The sequence below is a fragment of the Microbulbifer sp. ALW1 genome (assembly GCF_009903625.1).
GTDB lineage: Bacteria > Pseudomonadota > Gammaproteobacteria > Pseudomonadales > Cellvibrionaceae > Microbulbifer.
Genome location: NZ_CP047569.1, coordinates 1,773,808 through 1,798,225, shown reverse-complemented (window position 1 = coordinate 1,798,225; position 24,418 = coordinate 1,773,808). Strand labels below are relative to the sequence as shown.

Here is a 24,418-nt window from a genome sequence, read left to right as displayed (position 1 = left end):
TTTCCGTTTTTACCCCGTGCGCCCCGAGAAAAACTGGATATACTTCAGCTCAGTACCGAGTACTACACACTTTCACTGGAAAAACACTTATATATAGAAGGAAGCTAACGATGGCCGCAAAGAAAGCCGCAGCTAAGAAAGCACCCGCCAAGAAAACTGCAGCCAAGAAGGCTCCAGCCAAGAAAGCAGCAGCCAAGGCCGCTCCGGCCAAGAAAGTGACTGCGATCAAAGACAAGTACACCAAAACCCAGATCCTGAATCAGATCGCCGAGAAAACCGAGCTGTCCCGCAAGCAGGTACAGTCTGTTCTGGACGAGCTGACCGACGTGATCGAAGGCCACGTGAAGAAGCGCGCTGTGGGCGAATTCGCTCTGCCGGGCCTGCTGAAGATCACCACCGTGAAGAAGCCGGCCAAAAAAGCACGCAAGGGTATCAACCCCTTCACTGGTGAAGAGACCATGTTCAAGGCCAAGCCCGCGAGCATCCAGGTAAAAATTCGCCCGCTGAAGAAGCTGAAGGAAATGGCCGAGTCCTGAGTCTCGCCGCTTTCAGCCACGAAAACCCCGCTTTTGCGGGGTTTTCTGTTTGTGGGCGTCCGGCGTAGAATGGCCGCCCTCTTGTTTATTACCTCAATTCACAGACAGAAAAAGAAAGCCCTATGCGCGCATCCCGCTATCTGATCGCCACCCAGAAAGAAACTCCCAATGACGCAGTGGTCATTAGCCACCAGCTGATGCTGCGTGCTGGCATGATTCGCCGCCTGGCATCCGGCCTCTACACCTGGCTGCCCACCGGCCTGCGGGTACTGCGCAAGGTCGAGTCGATTGTGCGCGAGGAAATGAACCGCGCTGGTGCATTAGAGGTGCTGATGCCGGTGGTGCAGCCGGCGGAGCTGTGGGAAGAGTCCGGTCGCTGGCAGCAATACGGCCCGGAACTGCTACGTATCCAGGATCGCCACGACAACCCTTTCTGCCTGGGCCCCACCCACGAGGAAGTGATCACAGATCTGATCCGCACCGAAGTAAACAGCTACAAACAGCTGCCGGCCAACTTCTACCAGATTCAGACCAAATTCCGCGATGAGATTCGCCCGCGCTTCGGCGTGATGCGCGCGCGCGAGTTCACCATGAAGGATGCTTACTCCTTCCACCTGGGCGCAGACTCCCTGCAGGAAACCTACGATGTGATGCACGGTGCCTACTGCCGCATCTTCGATCGCATCGGCCTGGATTACCGCCCGGTACTGGCGGACACCGGCTCTATCGGCGGCTCCCACTCTCACGAATTCCACGTGCTCGCCCAAAGCGGTGAGGACGATATCGCGTTTTCCAGCGAGAGCCGCTATGCCGCAAACGTGGAACTGGCGGAAGCGGTAGCCCCCGCCGGCGAGCGCCCTGCAGCAAGCAAAGCGATGGAAGAACTGCACACTCCAGGACAGAAAACCATCGCGGCACTGGAAGAAGCCTTTGGCATTGCTGCCAATACTTCCGTGAAAACCCTGATCGTACTGGGTGAAGTGGAAGAGGAAGGCGAAAGCGCCCCCCTGGTTGCACTGGTACTGCGCGGCGACCACGACCTGAACGAGCTGAAAGCGGAAAAGCTGCCGGGCATTGACAGCCCGCTACAATTTGCCCCGGAAGCGCGTATCGCCGCGGAACTGGGCTGTGGTATCGGCTCTCTTGGCCCCGTCGGCCTGGACATCGAGGTGCTGGTGGATCGCGCCGCGGCGCACCTGGCGGACTTTGTCTGCGGCGCCAACAAAGACGATTACCACCTGACCGGCGTAAACTGGGAGCGCGATGTAGCGCTGAAGCGTGTGGAAGACCTGCGAAACGTAGTCCCCGGCGATGCCAGCCCGGATGGCCAGGGCACCCTGGAGATCAAACGCGGCATCGAAGTCGGCCATATCTTCCAGCTGGGCACCAAGTACAGTGAAGCGATGAATGCATCGGTACTGGATGAGAACGGCAAGGAACAGGTAATGACCATGGGCTGCTACGGCATCGGGGTTTCCCGCGTGGTAGCGGCGGCCATCGAGCAGAACCACGACGACGCCGGTATCATTTGGCCGGAAGCTATTGCTCCCTTCCAACTGGCCATAGTGCCCATCAACATGCAGAAGAGCGAAGCCGTGCAGCAGAAATGCGAGCACATCTACGACGCCCTGACCGCCAAAGGTATTGATGTACTGCTGATGGACGAGCCCAAGGCGCGCTTGGGCGGCATGCTCGCAGATACGGAGCTGATGGGCATTCCCCACCGTATCGTGGTGGGCGACCGCGGTCTTGAGAAAGGCAATATCGAATACAAGGGACGCCGCGACAGTGAGAACCAGGAATTCTCCGCCGATCAGATCGTGGATATCCTGCTGGAAAAAATCGCCCACTAACAAAGTGTAACCGGCACGTATAAGTGAGCAGCAGGGTGGACCCGCATGATGCGTCTACCCTGCAATCACCCATCTTAGCGATCGGATCACTTCAGCCCGCTCACATCGACAACCTGAATTAACAGCCCCGACCTAGCGCCCCTTCACCAGATACGCAATCGCCCTGTCCAGCCCCTCGATCGTCATCGGGTACATATGCCCATCCACCAGCTTCCGGGCCACACCAATGCTTGCGGTGTACTGCCAGTATTCCTCTGCAGTAGGATTGAGCCAGATCAGCTTATCGTAGACATTTGTCACCCGCTCCATCCAGGCAGCACCGGGCTCTTCGTTCATATGCTCGACACTGCCGAAACGGCTGGTAATTTCGTAGGGCGCCATGGAAGCATCGCCGACGAAAATGACCTTGTAATCCTTGCCGTAAGTACGCAGCACTTCCACCAGCGGCGTCGACTCACTATAGCGGCGGTGATTGTCCTTCCACACATGCTCGTATATGAAATTGTGGAAATAGAAATATTCCAGGTGCTTGAACTCACTACGGCAGGCTGAAAACAGTTCTTCGCATTGTTTGACATAGGGGTCCATGGAACCGCCCACATCGAAAAAAATCAGCACCTTCACCGCATTGTGCCGCTCCGGCACCATCTTGATATCCAGCAGACCGGCATTGCGGGCGGTAGAACGGATAGTGTCGTTGAGGTCCAACTCTTCCGCCGCACCGGTACGGGCGAACTTTCGGAGCTTGCGCAGCGCCACCTGAATATTGCGAGTGCCCAGGCTGATACTATCATCGAGATTGCGAAACTGGCGTTTCTCCCACACTTTGGAAGCAGACTTGTTACGGCTCTTGCTACCTACACGAATACCCCCCGGGTGATAGCCACTGTTGCCAAATGGACTGGTACCACCGGTACCTATCCACTTGTTACCCCCACTGTGCCGCTCCTTCTGTTCCTCCAAACGCTTCTTGAATTCCTCCAGCAGCTTTTCCAGACCGCCCATGGATTCAATCTTCGCCTTCTCCTCCTCACTGAGCTGCTTCATAAACTCCGCCCGCAACCAATCCTCTGGAATCATCTGTTCCAGAATATCGTCGAGGGTTTCCAGTTCTTTAAAGTAGGCAGCGAAAGCGCGATCGAATTTATCGAAGTGCTTTTCGTCCTTAATCAGGCAAGTACGAGCCAGGAAATAAAACTCGTCCAGGTTGGCATAGACAAGACGCTGCTGCAGGGCTTCCAGCAACGAGAGCAGCTCGGTAATGGAAACCGGAAGACTGTGGCGGCGGAGGTTTAGGAAAAATCCGATGAGCATAAGCTGTGCTCGATAAAGATGAGAATTTCAGGGCGAAGGTAGTGATGGCGGGTGAAGGTTTGCGAAACCTTCTGCGAGAGGGACCTCGCAGAAGAGCCCCCATGGATGGGTTCACGGCGTGTTTCGCAAACCTTCACCCGCCAGCACTACCGCCACCACACTAGCTGATACTGTTACCGGTTCTCTCGGCGCGCCATAAACGCAAGACGCTCTAACATATGCACGTCCTGCTCATTTTTAAGTAACGCGCCGTACAAAGGCGGGATCGCCGAAGTCGCATCGCGATTTTTCAGCACTTCCTCGGGAATATCATCCGCCAGCAACAGCTTCAACCAATCAATCAACTCGGAAGTCGAAGGCTTTTTCTTTAGCCCCGGCACCTCGCGGATCTGGAAGAACACATCCATCGCCTCCGCCACCAACTGCTGCTTGATCCCCGGATAATGCACATCCACGATCTTCTGCATCGTCGCCCGATCCGGGAAACTGATGTAATGGAAAAAGCAGCGGCGCAAAAACGCATCCGGCAGTTCTTTTTCATTGTTCGACGTGATGATCACGATTGGACGATGCTTGGCCGTAATCGTCTCGCCCGTCTCGTACACAAAAAACTGCATACGATCGATTTCCACCAGCAAATCATTGGGAAACTCGATATCCGCCTTATCGATCTCATCAATCAGCAGCACCACCCGCTCATCCGCGTCAAACGCCTCCCAGAGCTTACCCTTCTTGATGTAATTACCGATATCGTGCACACGGTCCACCCCCAGCTGCGAATCGCGCAGGCGGGACACCGCATCGTACTCATACAGGCCCTGTTGCGCCTTGGTCGTGGACTTGATGTGCCACTGAATCAGCTTCAGGCCGAGACTGCTGGCCACCTCTTCTGCCAACAGGGTTTTCCCGGTACCGGGTTCCCCCTTGATCAGCAGCGGACGCTGCAGGGTAACCGCCGCATCCACCGCCATCTGCAGATCGTCGGTGGCGACATAACTGTCGGTTCCGGTGAATTTCATGGCTGCTCCGAATGTTATCGATCGAAAAACACCCATGGTAAAGGATGCCGCGAAAACGGCCAAAGGCGGAATCTGTCAAATTGAATGACGGCAGGGGCCGCACCCCAACTGAATGCGACCAAATAAATAATTGCAGTCATAAACTGCAGGGGAAAACGAAGAGGCCCCGAGAAGAAGAGCGGTGCTGAGACCCGATCAAGCCACCTGGGTGCGGCGGCGACGCACTACCTGACGCCCCTTATCGGTAATGTACCAGCGGATGCCCAAGTGGCTGTGGATCTTGCCCACCATCTCCAGCACCAACAGGCTGTTGAGCGCGCGGGCAATAGAGTTGGATTCCATATTGCCCTCGTGGGCCATTCCGGCCAGGGAGCGAAAAACACAGTCCCCGGTATTGAGCAGGCTCAACACATGCAACGCGTTGTCGTCCAGCTTGCGGATCTGGTTAAAGTCCAGCGTCGGTCCCTGATCCGGGTCGCCCTCAATCTCGTGCTCCAGCAGCGGCATCATTTCCAGCTGCATGGCACGAATCTCCTGCTCCAGGTTCTCGACCCGCGCCCGCGCAATGCTGGCATCCCGCAACTGACGGCGGGCCGCATTGAAGACGAACATACGGGAAGCAATCGCTGCAAGGAGGCAGTAACCGGTAAAGATCAGCAGGCGGGACGGGTCCCCCTGAATTTCGATCAGCAGGTCACTCTGGGTGAACTTGAGGAAAATTGGCACCATCAAGGCGCCACACAACCCCATGATCAGGCAGCGGGCAAGGCCAGCAGGATCTTCCTCGGTGAACAGCATCTGGTAGTAGTTGACCAGGCCACCGAGAATACCGGAGACCAGCATGACAGCGGTCAGAATTAGCAGGTGGTCGAGCATCCCTGTCCCTTCATTCAGCGCACGGCTAATAGCGCGCAGTTAACGCCACTGCTGGCACTTCTTGTGTTTTGTCGGTTATGTAAATCGCGAGTTGTGCGTCCTGGCACTTTTGCGTGCCATTCGGCGCCATGCAGCCATTGCCTCAAGATAGCGAGGGTTTGTTGCGGGCTCTATTAGATATAGCAGTAACCGGGAAAATCGGCCGCAGCGGGATAGGATTGAACAGAGGGATTGGCGCCTCCCTCTACCTCAGTTACCTCGGTAACAGGCAGGCGCATATTTCTCAGGCGTAACGCCCGGTGATTGGAGACAGAAACTCAGTACTGGTCACTCTCCGTCATGGGGCGATCTTTACGACGCCGCACCATCAGGGTAATGATCCCGATAATCAACATCACTGCGAAGGCACCACCCCCGGCAAAGACCAGGCTGGCAGCCACTTCCGGCGACGCGCCCTCTTCTTCAAAAATGGTCTGATAAACAAACAGCGGCAACAGTGGTGTCAGGGGACCATCCTCCATGCTCCCGCGGGCGGGAACCAGTAACAGAGTTGCCGCTTCCAGTAATAACAGGTTGCGCACCCAGGACCACCCCCAGTTCCGCATAAACCACCAGCCCGCCACCAGCAGAACCAGTACCCCACCGGCGTAAACCGCCCAGGCAATTTTAAATTCTTCAGCCATCGTATTTTCGCTTTAGTGTTTCATATGAATAGTTAAAACGTTTTTCAATCCCACGCACTGCCGACGCCAGGCTGCCGGTCAGTCACCCTTTCAGTTATTCCCTCAGTCAGTCCCTCAGTCATCTCCTACCCAGATGACAATATGCTCCTGAAAGTCATCGGGATGCACCTGGGATTCACTGATCACCTGGTCCTGTACGGATATCCCCGCTTTGTGCACAGAATCGGGATCACCGGATACCAGCGGGTGCCAGCTGGCCAGCGGCCGCCCCTCCGCCAGGGTGCGATAAGCACAGGTAGCGGGCAACCAGGTAAAATTGGCGGCGTCTGCCGGTGTCAGCTGAATACAGTCTGGCACCAACTGCTTGCGCCGTGGGTAGTCACTGCACTGGCAAGTGTGTGTATCCAGTAACTTGCAGGAAACACGCGTGGTGTGAACCTCCCCCGTGTCTTCATCTTCCAGCCGATGCAGGCAACAACGCCCACAGCCGTCGCACAGGGACTCCCACTCCTCCGGTGTCATTTCCGAAAGTGATTTGCGCTGCCAGAATGGCCTCTGACTTACCACAATTGACTTACCACGAATGCATTACCACTTTCGATTTAACGAATATCACCCACGGGGCAATTTACTATTCTGCGCGGCAATTGCCCGCATTTCGTCGTCAACGACCGGGGGCATCTGCAGATAGTAGCCTTGATCTCGCAGGGCGTTCATGACCTTTTCCACATCTGCGCGCGCAAGCTTGCGCTTCGGCGTCAGCAGAAGCGTGGTGACATGTACCGGCTTACCGAACAGCGACTGTAATTTTTCTGGAACCCGCGCCATACCCTGGGCCTTATCGACGTACAGGTACATTTCCGCTTCGCGCGGACTGCGGTAAATATCACACAGGGTTTTCACTGAAGAGTTCGCTGAATCGGTCATCAAGAATTTCTCAGGTTGTTCAGTTCTGCCAGCAATGGTTCACCTACCACTGTTTTACGCCAGCCCAGGAGGCGCCCTTCGAGCTCAGGCGCTTGCGCCTGAACCAGGGTTTCCAGTTCTTTTTTACGCACCAGAATTTCCGAGGGCACTCCGGCCTCTTCCGCCAGCTGAGTCACTTTCGCGCGCAGCAACTTGAGCACTTCACCCTGCTCCCGATTGAGAGGCTCAGGCAGGGGCGCAGGCATGTCCTGCCGCTCCGCGGCTGCTGCAATAATCTGCAGCAGGGTCTCGCCATACTTGCGCAGGGTTTTGCCCTCCAGTCCCGGCTGTGCCAGGGTGGCGAGATATTTGGGCATCGCCTGCGCGAGACCAAAGCAGACATTTTCTTTCAACAGGTGATTACGGGGAACGTCTTGTGCGCGCGCTTCCTGCTCTCGCCAAGTACAGAGATCCTGCAATACAGCGAGCTGCTTCGGCCGCAAACGCCAGGCGCCTTTGACCTTGCGATAATAGAGCTCGGGCGGTTCGGGCTCGCGTGCCGCCTGGACGGCAACGGTGCAGTCTTCCTGCACCCAGTCCAGTCGCCCCTGCTCACGCAACGTCTTCAATAAAATGCCATACACCAGTGGCAGCCAGGCGACATCCAGGGCGGCATAATTTTTCTGTGCTTCGCTCAGGGGGCGCTGCAGCCAGTCCGAGCGGGTTTCACTTTTCGGCAGCTCGACCTGTAGTAGCTGGCTGACGGTTGCGGCATAACCAAGCCCTGCCCCCATCCCGGTAACGGCTGCGGCTACCTGGGTATCAAATATGGGATCGGGAATGGCGCCCAGTAGGCGATCCAGGGTTTCCAGGTCCTCGCTACAGGAGTGCATGATTTTGACCACGCGGGTATCCAGCAGTAGTTCGCGCAGTGGAGCGAGATCCTCAATGGCGAGGTTATCGATCAGGTAACAGTGTTTACCATCTCCCACCTGCACCAGTGCCGGCAGCGGGTAAAAAGTACGGCTGCGCATGAACTCTGTATCCAGCGCAACGGCACTCTGGGTGCGCCAGCGCTCGCAAAGCACTGCCAGCTCTTCGCCACTATCGACCCAAATTGGTGTGGTATCCACCAGGCTTTTACTCCCGGTGCTATTGAATTGCTCAGACATCAATCGTCCAGATTTTGATTTTTCATACTCAGGCTACGCCAAAGTCACAGCGTGGTACGACTGTTAAAGGCGTGGGCCAGTGTGCCGCCGTCGATATATTCCAGTTCCCCACCGATGGGCACGCCGTGGGCGATGCGACTGACAGCAACACCTTTGGCCCGGGCGCGCTCAGCAATAAACTGCGCCGTCGCCTCTCCCTCCACGGTGGGGTTGGTGGCAACGATCAACTCGCGAATGCCACCGTCCTCTTTTTCACTCAAGCGCTCACCCAATACATCCAGCCCCAGATCCGCAGGGCCCACTCCATCAATAGGTGACAGGTGGCCGTGAAGGACAAAGTAAAGGCCGTGATAATTACCCGCCTGCTCAATCGCCAGGACGTCGGCCGGAGTCTCCACCACACACAGCATGGTGTGATCCCGGCGACTGTTCGCGCACAGGGTGCACACGGTCAATTCCGTGAGCGTACGGCAGCGGGTGCAGCGGCCGACTTTTTCCACCGCCTGGGCCAGAGAACTGGCCAGCAAGCCGGCGGCATCGCGGTCTTTTTCCAGCAGGTACATGGCCATGCGCTGGGCGGATTTGGGGCCGACGCCAGGCAGGCAGCGCAGTGCTCGGATCAGGTCTTCTATCAGGGGGCTGAACATGGTCGTTGTTCGGTACCTGTTTGGATAAAACAAAGGGCTCCATACAGAGCCCCGGAATCGTTGCGACAGCGCCTGTTTTTCACGGGCCTCCGTCAATACAGGCTGATTTACCCGAAGGGAAATTTGAAGCCTTCAGGTAAATTCATACCCGCAGCCATACCGCCCATTTGCTCTTTCTGCAATTTTTGCGAGGCCTCTTCTACCCGTCGCACCGCGTCATTCACCGCCGCCGCCAACAGATCCTCAAGCATTTCTTTGTCTTCACCCAGAAGGCTCTGGTCAATATTCACGTCCGTCACATCGTGGCGGCCGTTCATGGTGACCTTGACCATACCGGCTCCAGATTCGCCGGTCAGGCGCAGATCGGTTAATTCCTTCTGCATCTTTTCCATGCGCTCTTGCATGTCGGCCTGCATCTTCTGGGCCTGCTGCATCAAATCGCCCAAACCTTTCATCATCGGTATCACCGTTCAATCAATTCATTCAGATATTTCAAATACATAGAGAGCTGGCGGCAATCGCAGAGCGCCCGCATTCAACCGAGATACTCAACAGAGTCCGGAACTAACTGCGCGCCCAATTCGGACTGCAAGTCTTGCACCAGCGGGTCTGCGTTGAGGGCATCCCGGGCAGACAACAACTGTGCTTCACGAGTAGCGGCGATCAGGCGTGCAGGAGTGCCGCCGTGCACTTCACCTATCTGGATCTGCACCGACAGTGGCTGACCGAAAAAGTCACCCAGCACATCGGCGAGCCGGCGCTGGTGCCCCTCGTCGTAGAGGCTGCTGAAAGACTGATCCAGCGTAAATGACAGTATATTGTCCTGTCGCCCCAGTAACTCCAGGTGCGAAGCAATGGAGTGAAGGATACCGGTCACACCGACTTGCGGATACATGGCAGGCCAGCTGCCAGGCGACAAGGCATCCAGCCGGGCTGCAGGCACAGCCTGCTCGGGCTGGGGCGCAGCGGCGACCTTCGGACTGGCCACGGGTGCGCTAACCGGTGGTATCGGCGCCGACTCTACTTGTGCCACCTGCTGGCGCAACTGTTCACGCAATGCAGCGCGTGCGTCAGGCTCCACGGCCTGCTGGTGTTGTGGTGCTGGCTGTTGTGGTGCGGGTTCAGGCACAACGGCCGACGGAGCCATGGAAGTGTCAGGCTCTGGGAAGTGCGGCTCCATCGCGGCTGCAGGAGGGGCACTATTTACGAACGCCGGATTAATTGATCCCGAATTGACTAACCCCGAGGTTAACTCCGCGGGCTCAACACTTGCCGGCTCATTTGCCTGCATAGGTGCCTGCATAGGCGCCGCTACAACTGGCGACTCACAGGCAGGCACTTCCGCCGCAACACTGTGCGGGGCCGATTCAGGTTCCGGCTTTTTTCCGCCGTGCTCCTCGACTTGCGCTCCGCTTTGTTCTCCGTTTTGCGCGCCAGGCTGTTCCCACCGGGTGCCCTCTGGGCTCGGCTCTGATGGTGATACCTGAGGGGCAACGGGAACCGCTGGCTGCGGATCATCAGACCAGGGCGGCGCATCGTCGACCGGAGGAGCGGACTCTACAGCCGCGGAGTCCGCGACCTGAGGATCAGAATGCTGTGGAACAGCCACTGGTGAACTAGCCTCGGGCTGCTGTGGCACCTGAGCCGCCACCGGATTCGCTGTAGCCGCAGCCGGCACCTGTGGAGAGGCCTGAGATACCTGAGCTGCCCCCTGCCCCGCCAGGCTGGCGGTTGGGATATTCGCAACCCCCTGGGGTTTGAAGGCGAGCATGCGCAACAGGGCCATCTCGAAGCCTCCCCGGGGCTCCGGAGCCAGCGGCAGGTCGCGGCGAGCCAGCAGTGCCATCTGATAAAACAGCTGGATATTCTCACCGGGAATGGCGGCGGCATGCTGCGCCAGCAATTCGGCATCCCCCAGTGCGTTATCAACCGCTTGCGGCAACACCTGGGCAATGGCGATACGGTGCAATATGGCGGCAAGTTCAGCCAGCGCCGCACTGTAATCCGGCGCCTGCTGGGACAGTTCATCCACCGCCGCAAACAGCGCAGATGGATTTTCATCCGCCAGCGCCTGTACCAACTTCCACACCAGAGTACTGTCGAGCGTGCCGAGCATAGCCCGCACTTCCGCTTCACTGATCTTGCCGCCACCGAAGGCAATGGCCTGATCGGTAAGGCTCATCGCATCGCGCATACTGCCGTCAGCAGCACGCCCCAGATGCCAGAGGGCAGCCTCCTCAAAGGGCACCAGCTCTTTTTCCAGTACAAAACGCAGGTGCTCAACCACCCGCTCCGGACTCATATTCTTGAGATTGAACTGCAAACAACGTGACAACACCGTCACCGGCAACTTTTGCGGATCGGTGGTGGCCAGCAGGAATTTGACGTGGGGCGGCGGCTCTTCCAGGGTCTTCAACAGGGCGTTGAAGGAACTGTTGGAGAGCATGTGCACCTCGTCGATGAGGTACACCTTGTAGCGGCCCCTTGTCGGCGCATACTGGACATTCTCCAGCAGCTCGCGGGTATCTTCCACTTTGGTACGGGAAGCCGCATCCACTTCAATCAGGTCAACAAAGCGTCCGTCGGCGATCTCACTACAAACCGAACACTGGCCACAGGGCTCAGAGCTGACGCCCGTCTCACAGTTCAGGCACTTGGCGAGAATCCGCGCAATGGTGGTCTTGCCCACCCCGCGGGTACCGGCAAACAGATAGGCATGGTGCAGGCGATTGTTGTCCAGGGCATTGATCAGCGCCTGAAGCACATGCTCCTGCCCAACCATCTCCCGGAACAACCGCGGCCGCCACTTGCGCGCCAGTACTTGATAACTCATTCGCTCTCCGCACCCTGGGAGGTGCCCTGATTAATACGTAAGGGGCCTGCACTGCCAGCAGAACTGGAACGTAACATTTGGTCACACCAGTTTTTTCCGACAGTGGGCTCGATATTGTCGACATTGAACACCGAGAAGCCGGCCATTATACCGGCATCACCGCACAGGAATAGACACCCGCCAATCACACGGCCGACGTTGACTTAGCCGCCAAAAAATTGAGGATATGGGCTAATGAGTCACTTTATCGTGCCAAAACGACCACTCGTCGATTGCTATCCGCCTGTGTTATAACTTGCCGAGCTCGAATAAAAGCAATGCAAAACACCGCAAAACAACTACAACAAACGCTAAGAACAACCACAAAGAGCGCTGTACGGGACCCCACTAACTAATGAATAGAGCCCGGAAGACACTTCTGGAGAAGCTGTTTGCCGATCACGGCCAGGCACTGGTGCGCTTTGTCACCCGCATCGTGCGCAGCACCGAAGACGCCGAAGATATCGCCCAGCACGCCTACTTACGCCTGCAAAAGCTCAGCGACGAGAAGGACCTGGAGAACCCCCGCGCCTACCTGTTTCAAATTGCCAACAATCTGGCGGTGGACCAGCTGCGCCGGGGCAAGCTGCACATTGAGTACATCAATCAACAGCTGCCCGCTGAGGGCGCAACCACGATGGACGACGACTATGCCGACCACCAGTCCCCCGAGCGGGTGCTGGCTGCCCGACAGCAGCTCGAGGCCATCCACCAGGCCATGGACAGCCTCCCCCTGAAATGCCGCCAGGCTTTTCTCCTGCATAGAAGCCGGGGCCTCTCCTATTCCGAGATTGCCCAGGAAATGAACATTTCCGTCAGCAGCGTCGAGAAATACATACTGCAAGCCCTCAAAGCCTGCCGCCAAAAAGCCGGGAACCTTTCCTGAGTTTCTGATTCATAGCAACTCATACGGGAGGTAAATCCCGCGCGCACCGCCCCCTGCGCCACCTTGGTGCGCCAGCCCTACAGAGCGCACCGCCCTGCAACAAAAAAAATGATTATTTATTGAGGTAGCGAGGCAATCGCTCGTCTTGTATATGAGTAGCGGTATCCAATTAAGAAATGACGGACTCCGCGAGAAATATGTGCTAAATTTTGCGTCGATTTATCGCAATTATTGCACAGGACGACCGGACGCGTTGTTTTGAGCGCCTCAACCCAGCACCAGATTAGTGCATTCAGCATCAAAAAGCATAGAATGCGCCGATACTGCAGAAAGCACCAATGGTGCCGACTGGGAGAAATCGCTCGAAAGACAACTCTGGTAGGCAGATCGACAGGTTATTGGAAAACAAGGTATTAGTGCGGTGAACCCTCAGGAAGTACAAGAAGTACCAACGGAAGACAGGCTGGACCAGGCGTGTGCCTGGATCGCTCGCCTGCGTTCCGATGCGCTCAGCAATGCTGACCGCCGCGCTTTTGCCCAATGGATGTCCGATTCCCCAGCCAACCGCCAGGCATTTGATGAGATGGCGGAGCTCTGGGGCGACCTTGGCGTTCTCGCCCACCTGCCTCTCGACGACCTTTACCCCGAAAGTGTTCCCAGCGCCCAGCATCGCGCGCAAGCTCGGTATAGCCAGCCAAGCGCCAAACGCCCGACCAAAAACAAAAACACTGATACCCAAATTGATGCCGGCTGGAACCTGCCCCAGTGGCTGATGGGCGGAAGCGCCGTTGCGGCCTGCCTCGGTGTTGCCCTGTGGATTGGCAACCAGTGGCTGCAGCAAGCCCCGGTTCAGCAGCACATGTATACCACAGCCATTGGTGAAACCCGCACCATTGACCTCGCCGATGGCTCCAAAGTACAACTGAATACCAATTCCGAGCTGATCGTTAACTTCAGCCGGGAAGAGCGCCGCACCCAGTTACTTCGCGGTGAGGCCTACTTTGATGTCGCCCGCCAGACCTCCCGCCCCTTCACTGTGGCGGCGGGTAGCGCCAATATCCGAGTGCTCGGCACCCAGTTCAATGTAGAGCGCAATCCTGAGAATACCCGCGTTTCTGTGACCGGTGGTGTTGTCGCTGTCAGCGAGTCGCAAACCGCCAGCGGTCTGCAGCCAGAATCCGTGAAGCTGACCCGCAACCAGAAAGTCAGCGTTTCCAACAGCGGCCTGTCCGATGTGGCCCGCACCTCTCCGGAAGAAGCGCTGGACTGGACTCAGGGCCAGCTGGTGTTTGAGGAAACCCCACTGAGCGAAGCACTGGAAGAACTCAACCGCTACCTCAAAGTGCCGGTGGCCGCGGCGCCCGGCGTCAGTGACCGCACACTGTCCGGCACCTTTGAGCTGACCGACCCGGAAAACACCCTCTCGGCCATCGCCACAGCGCTGGGTTTGGACCAGGATCACAGCGACCCCAACCTGACTCTCTTGTCACCCAAGCCCAACTGAGATATAAATCCCGCCTTGGGTGATCGTTCTTTTTTTAGCCAAAAGCTGACTGGCACCCACCAACACTAACAAGTAAAAACCGCCGCTTGAGTCGCTGATCGCGCTGCAGGCGCGGGTGGGATGAGCTGATTTGAATTTCCGGCGCTGGGCTCCACTGTCACTGTCTGGATTGCTTGCCCTCTCTGAGGGTGCTGCGGCCGCCTGCCCGGAATCTGGCGTGCAACTTTCCGCCGGCAGCCTCTCCCAGGCTCTGATCAGTCTCGGGCGCCAATGCCGTGTGTCCCTGGTGGTCCAGGCCGACAACGCCGCATCCATCATTATTTCCGAACGACAGCTGGATACTCCGGACGGCAGCATTGCCCCGGCCCTGCAACAGCTGCTCGACAAAACCCCGCTGACATTTACCCACACTGGCACCAATGCGGTCGCCATCGTGGAGAGAAAAGCTGAACCCGCGGAAAGCACCACCTCGTCACCCCCGCTGCCCGCAGAGGAAATCATTGTCACCGGGCAAAGCCTGACCGGTAGCCACCTGCGCCACCTGAAAATGGACAGCTACGCACCTATTGATGTACTGGCCCAACCAGAACTCGAAATTACCGGCGCCCAGACAATTTCGGAATTGCTGAAGTATTTACCAGCGGTATCCGGCAACTCCACCAGTACATCGGTAACCAACGGCGGTAACGGCACGGCGACGGTGACCCTGCGGGGGCTTCCCGCGAGCAACACGCTGGTACTGATCAACGGCCGGCGCATCGTCAACAATGGCTTTGGCGGTGAAGCCGCCGACCTCAACACCATCCCGCTGTCTGCGGTGGACCGGATCGAGATACTGAAAGATGGCGCCTCTGCGGTATACGGCTCCGATGCCATCGCCGGAGTGGTCAATATCATTCTGCGCCGGGACTTTGATGGTCTCTCGGTCAATACCTATCACGGACAATCGAGCCGCAACGATCAGCAAACCAACTCTTATAGCATCACCTGGGGCGGCGGCGACGAAGACAGCCACCTGATGTTCAGCCTGGCGCATTACCGCCAGGGGGAAATTCTCAGCCGTGACCGCGATCTGTCAGCTTCCGCCGACAACCGCAGCCGCGGTGGCACCGACCTGCGCTCGTCCGCATCCCCGCAGGGTTATATCGCCCTCGCCGATGGGGTGGTCACCAACACCGAAGATGGGGTGCGCCCCTGGACTCTGGACGACCTGTACAACTTCCGTGAGTACACCTCGGCCCTGGTGCCCTCGGAGCGACAGTCCTTCTATCTGGCTGGCAACCACCTGCTCAGCGAAGAAGTGGAAGCCTTCGCGGAAATCATGGCGGTTCGCACCCGCTCCGAATCCACCATGGCGCCGACACCGGTCTTTACCCGCTTTGACAATGGCGACCTGACGATCGCTGCCGATCAAATCCACAATCCATTTGGGGAGGAGATTACCGATGTGCGCAAGCGGGTGCTGGAACTGGGGCCGAGGGTACAAAATAACGGCACCGATACCTGGCGTGTGAATACAGGGTTCAAAGGCGTCGTCGATGCCTGGCAATGGGAACTGACTGCCGCCGCGCATTACACCCACGCCAAGGAATCCCTCAATAACCTGATGGACCCCAACCGACTGTCCTCGGCACTCAAGGGCCCTGATATCTGCTCGCCCGATTCAGGCTGCGTGCCGGTCAACCTGCTCGGCAGTACCGGCAGCATTGATCAGGCACAACTGGATTACATCCGCGGAACAAACCACGTGGATGGCACCAGCCGCATGAACTCCCTCACCTATATTGCCAATGGTCCCCTGAGCAAGAATGCTGCCGGCGACATTCTGGCAGCGGCCGGGGTCGAGGTGCGACGGGAGGCGATCGATTTCACCTCAACAGATGCCAACGGCTCCTCTCTGATCGGGGGTATCGCCTCTGGCGCCGCTGAGGGTAAACGACTGATCGGTGAAGCTTTTGCAGAAATTTCTCTACCGCTGCGCGCCGACAGCTTGTGGCTGGATGGCGCCGTGCGCTATTCCGATTACAGCGACTTCGGTAATACCGCCAACCCCAAAATGGCACTCCGCTGGCGCCCGTGGCCGACCATGCTCGTTCGCGCCAGTTATGCCACCGGCTTCAAGGCGCCTACTCTGGTCGACATGAACCAGACCGGCTATCAGAGCCAGGAATTCCTGTTTGACCCCTGCACCAACAGTAATGCCAACCAGCTCCCCGGCTGCAGTGGCCGCGCGGACCAGGCGCGCATCCAGTATTTGACCGAATTCGGCGGCAACCCGGAGCTGCAACCGGAAACTTCTGACAACCGTTCACTGGGGTTCGTGTGGACACCGGGGGACTTTACCGGCTTTCAGGCCAGCCTGGATTTCTTCGAAATTCGCCAGAACGACGTCATCGACACCAGCCCGCAGTATCTGATCAACCAGAATGCGAACAACGGCCTGTTCAGTGATCGTGTGCTGCGGGATAGTCGTGGCGACATCACCCGCATCGTCGCCACCCGTCTCAATATCGGCGCCCGGGAAGTACGTGGCCTGGACAGTACCTTGCGATACCAGCACCAGTCGCGAGAGCTCGGCCTGATTCGCTGGTCCATGAATAGCAGCTACATGGCGAGCTACCTGAACCAGCTTGCGCCCGGCAGCCCCATCGAAGACCTGGCCGGTACCTTTGCCGACTCGGCCAGTGGCGGTGCGGGCTCACTGCCGCAATGGAAAGCCAATACGGGAATTTACTGGCAGCGGGGTCGCTGGGAGGGCGGTTATACCCTTCACTATGTCAGCAACCTCAATGAAAACTTTACCCTGAATGATCAATCGGTAACGCGCACTATCCACAGCTGGTCGACCCACGACATGCAGCTCGCCTACGCGATCCCCAGCGGTTATCGCTTTGCCATTGGCATCGATAACGTATTCGACAATGCCCCACCTTTTGCCGCATCAGCATTCAATGACAATTTTGATGCGCGCACCTACGACCTTACCGGCCGCTACTGGTACACCACCTTCAGTTTCAATATGTGAAGCAGCCGGTGCCAATCGGTTTTCCCCTTTCCGGTTTCCCCTCTATTCTGATTCCATCGCCCCCATGACCCGGGTCACCACTCCGCAACTGTCGCACAACACCCACCTCCGAGCGGCAACCAGCGCACACACTGTTCGCTATTTTCCCCTCCCCTGACGTCGCAATTGGCACATTTGAACCAAAGGCGCAATTTCATTCACGAATAACCTTGAACTGAGAAAAATTGTTCTAGGGTTGTTAGCAAGCCTCTTGTTGATAGAAGTAAGCAGTTGTCAGGGAGGGCATGGCCAAATTCGGCGAACATTACCGGTATCAGGAGAGGTATACCATGGACAAAACCCGTCTTTCTCGGGCAATTAAGGGCGCAATCGCGGCAGCTGCGGTTTCATCGAGTTTTTCCTCCATATCTTTTGCCCAGGATACTCAGGCACAGGTAGAGGAAATTGTCGTCACCGGTTCTCGCATCCAACGTGCGACAGATGCCAATAGCGCCACCCCCATCAGCGTGTTTGACGCCGCTCAGTTAGAGCAGTCCGGTCAAACCACCCTGGAAGACTTCCTGCAAAATATTCCGTCAATGACAGGTGGTCAGCTGGGCTCGTCAGTGAACAACGGCAGCGCCGGTCTGGCCACCGCTTCTCTACGCGGTCTTGGCTCTTCCCGCACCCTGATCCTGATGAACGGCCGCCGCCTCAGTTCTTCGGGCGGCGCTACCGGTGTCGTCGACCTGAACACCATTCCCACGTCCATCATCGAGCGTGTAGAAATTCTGCGTGACGGTGCATCAACCATTTACGGTTCCGACGCCATCGCCGGGGTTATCAACATCATCACCAAGAAAGGATTTGAGGGTGCCGAGCTCACCTTCGACTACGGCTCCTCTACGCATGGGGACGGCGACGAATACCTTGCGGCGATGACCATTGGTACCGGTAACGACAAAGGCCACGTAATGATGAACGCGCAATACACCAAGCGCGAAGAGATTGGCCAAGGGGATCGTCGCTTCTCGGAGTGCCCGCTTCGGGAAATTGGCGGCAGGATAGTTTGTGGTGGTAGTTCCACAACCACCCCCGCACGCTTCTCACCTGAATCCAATTCAGACCAGCTGATTGTTGACCCCGTTACCGGCGTGGTTCGGAATTTCAATGCCGCGACGGATGCCTACAACTTTGCCGATGCCAGCTACCTGTCGACGCCACAAGAAGTCGCGTCTATTTATGGGTACGGCAGCTATGAGCTGTACGACTGGAAAGATGTGACCACTTTCCGTGGCTTCAGCGAGCTTTCATTCGTTAACCGCCGCTCCGATCAGTTGATGGCCGCAGAAGGCACATTCTGGGCACCGGAAGTGCCTGTCACCAACCCCTACAATCCTCTGGATGAAACCGTGACAATCGGCCGCCGTCTGGAAGAAACCGGTGGTCGCGCATTTACTCAGGATCTGAACACCTGGCGCGGCGTCATCGGCCTGGAAGGTGAATTCTGTAACGAGTGGACCTGGGATGTGTCCTACAACTACTCGCGCTGGATCGATTCACAAATTGACCGTGGCCGCGGCAATACCGTGCGCTTTGAAAACCTGCTGGACCCTGTAGCCTGTGCCGCCGACCCTGAGTGTGCCGCCGCAGTGGGTGCAACCGGGGTAACTGCCTGGAACCCCTTTGCCTCCGGCACCCTGACACAAGAAATGCAGGACTACGCCCTGGTTACTAACTCGCCAATCGAGCGATCCTCCCTGCGCAGCGTACAAGCCAACCTGGTTGGCGACTTCGGCGACTGGAGCCTGGCCAGCGAAGCACCGGCCTGGGCTGTCGGCTACGAGAACCGCGCCGAACGTACCGAAATTGTTCCGGATGGTGCGGCGGAAATTGGCCAGATTTACTTTGTAAACGGTGATGCCTGGGGCGGTAACTATAGCGTCGACGAATTCTACGGCGAGGTGCGAGTCCCGGTTCTGGATGGTCGCCCCTGGGCACAAGTGCTGGCCTTTGAAGCCTCCTTCCGTTACTCGGATTACAGCACTATCGGCGATGACACTACCTTCGGGGTTGTACTGGAGTACGCACCGCTCGATGAACTGCGCTTCCGGGGCACTTACTCCGAAGGCTTCCGCGCTCCGGGTCTGGACGACCTGTTCCTGACCGCGACTGTCTCTGCGGAAACCTATGCCGACCCCTGTAACGAATACGGCGCAACCGACAGTGCCAACGTACGGGCCAACTGTCAGGCAGATGGCATTGCCCCAGGCACAACCATTGCCTCAACCCAGGCCACCGGCCTGTTTGGCGGCAACCCGGACCTGGAGGCTGAGAAGTCCGAGAGCTACACCCTGGGTATCGTGTGGACCCCCACCTTTACCGATGACATGGGCTTTACCGTCGACTACTTCAATATCAGCATCGACGATGCTATTGGTACCCTGACCACCAACACCATCGTTCAGGGCTGTTACGAAAGCGCCAACTTCAGCTCCCCCCTGTGTGACCTGATCACTGGTGCACCAGCCGTGGGTACCAGCCCATCCGCCGGCGCGCCCACCCGCCGGGCCTCTGACCTGACGATTGCCGGTCAGCTGCTGAACAGCCAGAACGTTGCCACCTTCGAAACCTCCGGTGTCGACTTAGGCTTCGACTACAGCATTGATGCCGGCCCCGGCGTAGTGAGCGTCAACCTCTCGGCAACCTACCTGCACGAGTGGAAGTACCGCGGCAGTGCCGATGACCCGACCATCGACCTGGCCGGCTTCTATGGCGCTGACCCAGTAACTACCGCCATCGTGGCATTCCCAGAGTGGAAGTTCTACGGCACCGTGGGCTATGAGTACGACTGCTGGAGCGCCTTCACCACCGTGCGCATGCTCGGGGAAGTGGATGACTTCGATCCGTCACCCACCGATCTGGCCACCCAAATCGATGCCACCTGGTATCAGGACGTGAACTTCAACTACTTCCGTTGGGAGAACGTCACCCTGACCGGCGGTATCCGCAATATGTGGAACCAGCAGCCCCCTTATGTCACCAACAACGATGACATGAACACCCTGATGAGAAGCTACGACACCGTTGGTCGCTTCTTCTACGGTAGTGTGACGCTGCAGTTCTAGATCGTACGACCTCTCCTCAGAGCCCCGCCAACTTGGCGGGGCTTTTTTCTTTTAGCAACTCCTCCCTGCCCGCTCAGTGTTCGTCGTTAAAAATTATTTATTAACGATCGTCCACAAATCCCAACTCACTTCTCGCGCCAAAGCTGTGATTCGCACAACGAATAAAATCTTTTTTTTTGAGGGAACTGATTCTCCATCCGTTAGATAAACGTTGGGAAGGAAATGACCACTTGGGGGTAGTCATTTCCGTACACGCCAAACCTGGCAAACCACTATAAATCCAACGATCAAGAGAGGATTTACAATGAAAAAGAACCTTCTTTCTGTAGCTATTGCAGCTTCGTTCATGGTTCCCGCTCTGCCGGCATTCGCGCAAGAAGACGCGACAATGGTAGAAGAAGTTATCGTTACCGGTTCTCGCATCCAGCGCGCGGACCTCGAAAGTGCTCTGCCGCTGCAGGTAATGAGCGCTGAAGACATCGCCGCGACCGGTGTTACCTCTGCTCCTGAACTAATGTCCAAGCTGACTTCCATGCAGGGCATGACTGTTTCTGCTGACTCTGTAGGTGGCAGCGGCGGTGGCTGGCAGACTGCCAACTTGCGCGACCTTGGGGCGAGCTACACTCTGGTACTGTTGAACGGCCGCCGTCTGGCTGCCTCTTCTTCTGGCAGTATCGTAGACCTGAGCCACATCCCTCTGGCGGCAATTGAGCGCGTTGAAATCCTGACTGATGGCGCAAGTGCGGTTTACGGCTCTGACGCCATCGCCGGTGTAGTTAACTTCATCCTCAAGAAAGAAGTAGACGCCACCTCCATCAACGTTCGCTACGACAAGCCCGAAGCCAGCGGCGGCGGCGACATCGCCTCCATCGACCTGACCACCGGTTTTGGTGACCTGGACGAAGACGGCTTCACCGTTATCGCGTCCCTGAGCCACCGCGAGCAAAGCGAGCTGGCCGCCAAGGATCGTGAATTCGGCCGCAGCGGTATCATTGAAATCACCAACCCAGCCACCGGCAACACCGGCCTGTTCTTCAATGGTTCCACCAACTCCATCCCGGGCAACGCTTACGTTTACTACACGCAAGCCTACCGCGATGCCAACCCCGATGCTGGGCGCTCTGAGTCGTTCAACCCGTATAAAGAAGCAAATGGTGTTTGTGCCGCGGACAACGCTCCATCCGGCAACCTGTGTGCTTTTGACTACACCAGCACTCTGTTCATCCTGCCGGAACTGGAAACCGACTCTCTGTTCCTGTCCGGTAAATACCGCATTACCGACAATCTGGAAGGCTTCTCTGAGCTGGTTTACTCCCAGCGCAGTATGACCACCAAAATCGCTCCGTATCCGACGGGCCAGGTCCCCCTGCCGATGGATTCCGACCTGGTTATGGATTATGTACTGCCCTACGCTTCAGTCGATGCAGCTGACATCGAGCGTGTAACTGGCACCTGGCGCGGCCTGGCTGCGGGCAACCGTACCGAAGAACTGACCTCCGAAGCCGTACATTTCGTCACTGGTGCCAAAGGCTCCTTCGGTGACATCAACTATGAAGTTGCGGCCTTCCACTCCAGCACCAACCAAGAGCAGAACTACCCCACCGGGCACCTGCTGACCAAAGAATTCGGTGAGCTGGTTAGCTCCGGTGAGCTCAACATTTTTGAGCCGATCGATAACCTGCCGGAAAACACCGCCGAACTGCTGGCTCCTACCATCTACAACGGCAACTACAGCACCACCGAAACCGCCACCACCGGCTTCGACCTGTCTTTCGACATGCCACTGTTCAGCATGACGGGCGGTGAGGCCCAGCTCGCTGCGGGTATGGATTACCGGAACAACAGCTATGTGGACGAGATTTCCGCGGCCAACCGCGACGCACTGATCCTGTTCCGCCAGGCGGGTAACACCTATGATCTGGAGCGCAGCTCCTACGGCGCATTCGCGGAAGCTCTGTTCCCGGTACTGGATAACCTGGACTTCACCGCTTCTGTACGTTACGACGCCATCGGTGGTGTTGATTCCGTTGTCGACGGTTCAGACCTGGGCACGGTCAACGACACAGAATCCGACGTTACTTACAAGCTGAGCAGCCGCTGGACCGTAAACGACGCCCTGTCTGTGCGCGCATCCTACGGTACTGGCTTCAAAGCACCGTCCATGGTTAACCTGGCTCGCCCGCTGGTGAACTTCGGTGTGACCTCCGGTAGCTACGACTGTCCGTTCCCGGCTGGCGACGCCCGCCGTGACCTTTGTGTCGCTGCAGAAGGCTTCCAGGCTCAGGTTCTGGCAGGTGGTAACTCCGAGCTGACTCCGGAAACCTCCACCCAGTACTCCATCGGTTTCGTTCTGGATACCGACGGCGGCTACACCACCACCGTGGACTACTGGAACATCTCCATGGAAGATCAGGTGGATAGCCTGACCGAAGCGCAAATTTTTGCCAACTGGCAGCAGTATCCGGATCTGTTCGTACCGGTTACCAACACCAGTACTGGTCTTAACGAGCTGGGCATTGTCCAGGCAGTAGTCAACATCGGTGAATCCGAAGTGAGCGGTATCGACTACCGTTTCGAAAAGACCACTGAGCTGTCCTTCGGCGAAATGGCCTTCAGCTTCGGTGGTACCTACATGATTGAGAACGACAACTCTCTCTACGGTTCCAGCATGGGCCGCTTCGGTGCCGACGACTCCGTAACCTTCCGCAACATGATTCGCGCAGGCGTAACCCTGTCTCACGGTAACTTCATCCACAACCTGGGCATGAACTACCGCAGCGGCTACCTCGACCAGGCCAATGAAATCGGCCTGATCAACGCAGACGGTACCTACGTAATGGAAACCGTGTATGACGCCGATGGTGTTGGTTCTGAGCAAATCGTCTACGAAGACGTGCAGCTGAGCATCCCGTCCTACATGACTGTTGACTTCAACAGCCAGGTATTCCTGATGGAAGACCAGCTGTCCCTGAAGCTGGGCATCAACAACCTGATGGACGTACAGCCGCCGCGTACTCTGCGCACCAGCGGTGCCGGCCACCAGGTTGGTTTCGACCCTCGCTACTCTGACGGCTACGGCCGCACTGTATTCCTGAACGCAGGTTACACCTTCTAAGAACGCGAGTTCTTATAAAGCCCGTGGCGTTATCGTCACGGGCTTTTTTTATGCCTGAATTACACAGAATCGGGTCTTCACGTCGAGTTAAGCCATCCCACAAGTACATTTCTCACCAAGTGCTTTAATCTGTTCTAGTAAAATGAGAAATTCAATCAGGTGCCCAGGCACTTTCTTCCGCTTAATTTAAGGCCACCACCCGCAATGGATACACTCACAGCCTTCCTAACCCTGCTATTCGTCATGGACCCACTGGGCAATATCCCGGTGTTTCTGGCAGCACTCAAAAATGTCCCGCCAAAGCGCCAGCTCTACGTGATCATGCGGGAGCTGATCTTTGCGCTGATTGTATTGCTGGTATTTCTTTATGCCGGTCGTTTTGTACTGGCCTGGCTGGGGCTTTCCCAGGAAGCAATACGGATTGCCGGAGCCATCATTCTGTTCCTGATCGCAATCCGCATGGTATTCCCGATCGAAGGCGGGATTATGGGGGAGAGGCTTGAAGGCGAACCCTTCTTTGTTCCACTGGCGGTGCCGCTGGTTGCCGGGCCTTCCACCATGGCGATCCTGATGCTGATGACCAACAGCGAAGGGGAACAATTGTGGAACTGGACACTCGCGCTACTGGGAGCCTGGGGCGTATCTGCGGTGATCCTGCTGTCGTCTTCACCGCTGGCACGGCTTCTGGGCAACCGCGGCCTGATCGCTGTTGAGCGACTGATGGGTATGGTTTTGGTTATGTTGGCAGTACAGCTCTTTCTGGATGGAATGAAGCAAAGCCTGAATTAAGGCTTGTTGAAGTATTCAGCATTATTTTCATCTGGAGGCCCTTTGGCCTCCAGAGTATCCAACAAGCCAATCACCCCCTCCCCGATACGAAACTCTAATCCCTTCGCCTTTCCG

General features: G+C 57.0%; 18 protein-coding genes. 8 read left to right on the top strand and 10 right to left on the bottom strand.

Features of this window, described 5'->3' with window-relative positions; all coding sequences use genetic code 11:
- The first annotated feature begins 110 nt into the window (after window positions 1-110).
- A complete protein-coding gene (locus tag GRX76_RS07260) occupies window positions 111-536 on the top strand; it encodes an HU family DNA-binding protein (protein ID WP_160152694.1) in 426 nt (141 codons plus the stop codon).
- 122 nt (window positions 537-658) lie between these two features.
- Window positions 659-2,389, top strand: a complete 1,731-nt coding sequence (locus GRX76_RS07255) for a proline--tRNA ligase (RefSeq protein ID WP_160152693.1) — start codon at window positions 659-661, stop codon at window positions 2,387-2,389.
- 132 nt (window positions 2,390-2,521) lie between these two features.
- Here GRX76_RS07255 and GRX76_RS07250 read toward each other — a convergent pair whose 3' ends face one another.
- From GRX76_RS07250 to dnaX, 10 genes are all read right to left on the bottom strand, one after another.
- Complete coding sequence (locus GRX76_RS07250) at window positions 2,522-3,703, bottom strand: VWA domain-containing protein (RefSeq protein ID WP_160152692.1); 1,182 nt, start codon at window positions 3,701-3,703, stop codon at window positions 2,522-2,524.
- A 173-nt stretch (window positions 3,704-3,876) separates the two neighbouring features.
- Complete coding sequence (locus GRX76_RS07245) at window positions 3,877-4,722, bottom strand: MoxR family ATPase (protein ID WP_160152691.1); 846 nt, start codon at window positions 4,720-4,722, stop codon at window positions 3,877-3,879.
- A 195-nt stretch (window positions 4,723-4,917) separates the two neighbouring features.
- Window positions 4,918-5,598 (bottom strand): YEATS-associated helix-containing protein, encoded by a 681-nt coding sequence (locus GRX76_RS07240; RefSeq protein WP_160152690.1) that lies wholly within the window; start codon window positions 5,596-5,598, stop codon window positions 4,918-4,920.
- A 317-nt stretch (window positions 5,599-5,915) separates the two neighbouring features.
- Window positions 5,916-6,281, bottom strand: coding sequence for a hypothetical protein (locus GRX76_RS07235; protein WP_160152689.1), 366 nt, complete (start codon window positions 6,279-6,281; stop codon window positions 5,916-5,918).
- Between the two features lie 114 nt (window positions 6,282-6,395).
- Window positions 6,396-6,848: a YcgN family cysteine cluster protein gene (locus GRX76_RS07230; protein ID WP_160152688.1), complete on the bottom strand. Its 453-nt coding sequence runs from the start codon at window positions 6,846-6,848 to the stop codon at window positions 6,396-6,398.
- A gap of 45 nt (window positions 6,849-6,893) precedes the next feature.
- Window positions 6,894-7,208 carry a YcgL domain-containing protein gene (locus tag GRX76_RS07225; protein ID WP_236250591.1) on the bottom strand — a complete coding sequence of 105 codons (315 nt, stop codon included), beginning with the start codon at window positions 7,206-7,208 and terminating at the stop codon, window positions 6,894-6,896.
- Window positions 7,208-8,359, bottom strand: a complete 1,152-nt coding sequence (gene rnd / locus GRX76_RS07220) for a ribonuclease D (RefSeq protein WP_160152687.1) — start codon at window positions 8,357-8,359, stop codon at window positions 7,208-7,210. The genes GRX76_RS07225 and rnd overlap by 1 nt, the downstream gene beginning before the upstream one ends.
- 44 nt (window positions 8,360-8,403) lie before the next feature.
- Window positions 8,404-9,006: a recombination mediator RecR gene (gene recR / locus GRX76_RS07215; protein ID WP_160152686.1), complete on the bottom strand. Its 603-nt coding sequence runs from the start codon at window positions 9,004-9,006 to the stop codon at window positions 8,404-8,406.
- Window positions 9,007-9,113: 107 nt separating this feature from the next.
- Window positions 9,114-9,461 (bottom strand): YbaB/EbfC family nucleoid-associated protein, encoded by a 348-nt coding sequence (locus tag GRX76_RS07210; protein WP_160154867.1) that lies wholly within the window; start codon window positions 9,459-9,461, stop codon window positions 9,114-9,116.
- Between the two features lie 80 nt (window positions 9,462-9,541).
- Entirely contained in the window at window positions 9,542-11,839 is a 2,298-nt protein-coding gene (dnaX, locus tag GRX76_RS07205) for a DNA polymerase III subunit gamma/tau (RefSeq protein ID WP_160152685.1), read from the bottom strand.
- 394 nt (window positions 11,840-12,233) lie between these two features.
- Here dnaX and GRX76_RS07200 point away from each other — a divergent pair, with 394 nt between their 5' ends.
- From GRX76_RS07200 to GRX76_RS07175, 6 genes are all read left to right on the top strand, one after another.
- A complete protein-coding gene (locus GRX76_RS07200) occupies window positions 12,234-12,764 on the top strand; it encodes an RNA polymerase sigma factor (RefSeq protein ID WP_160152684.1) in 531 nt (176 codons plus the stop codon).
- Between the two features lie 421 nt (window positions 12,765-13,185).
- Entirely contained in the window at window positions 13,186-14,268 is a 1,083-nt protein-coding gene (locus GRX76_RS07195) for a FecR family protein (RefSeq protein ID WP_160152683.1), read from the top strand.
- Window positions 14,269-14,485: 217 nt separating this feature from the next.
- Entirely contained in the window at window positions 14,486-17,293 is a 2,808-nt protein-coding gene (locus tag GRX76_RS07190) for a TonB-dependent receptor (RefSeq protein WP_236250590.1), read from the top strand.
- Window positions 17,294-17,622: 329 nt separating this feature from the next.
- Window positions 17,623-20,400 carry a TonB-dependent siderophore receptor gene (locus GRX76_RS07185; RefSeq protein WP_160152682.1) on the top strand — a complete coding sequence of 926 codons (2,778 nt, stop codon included), beginning with the start codon at window positions 17,623-17,625 and terminating at the stop codon, window positions 20,398-20,400.
- Between the two features lie 304 nt (window positions 20,401-20,704).
- Window positions 20,705-23,515 carry a TonB-dependent siderophore receptor gene (locus GRX76_RS07180; protein WP_160152681.1) on the top strand — a complete coding sequence of 937 codons (2,811 nt, stop codon included), beginning with the start codon at window positions 20,705-20,707 and terminating at the stop codon, window positions 23,513-23,515.
- Between the two features lie 204 nt (window positions 23,516-23,719).
- Entirely contained in the window at window positions 23,720-24,304 is a 585-nt protein-coding gene (locus GRX76_RS07175; RefSeq protein ID WP_160152680.1) for a MarC family protein, read from the top strand.
- Window positions 24,305-24,418 lie beyond the last annotated feature (114 nt).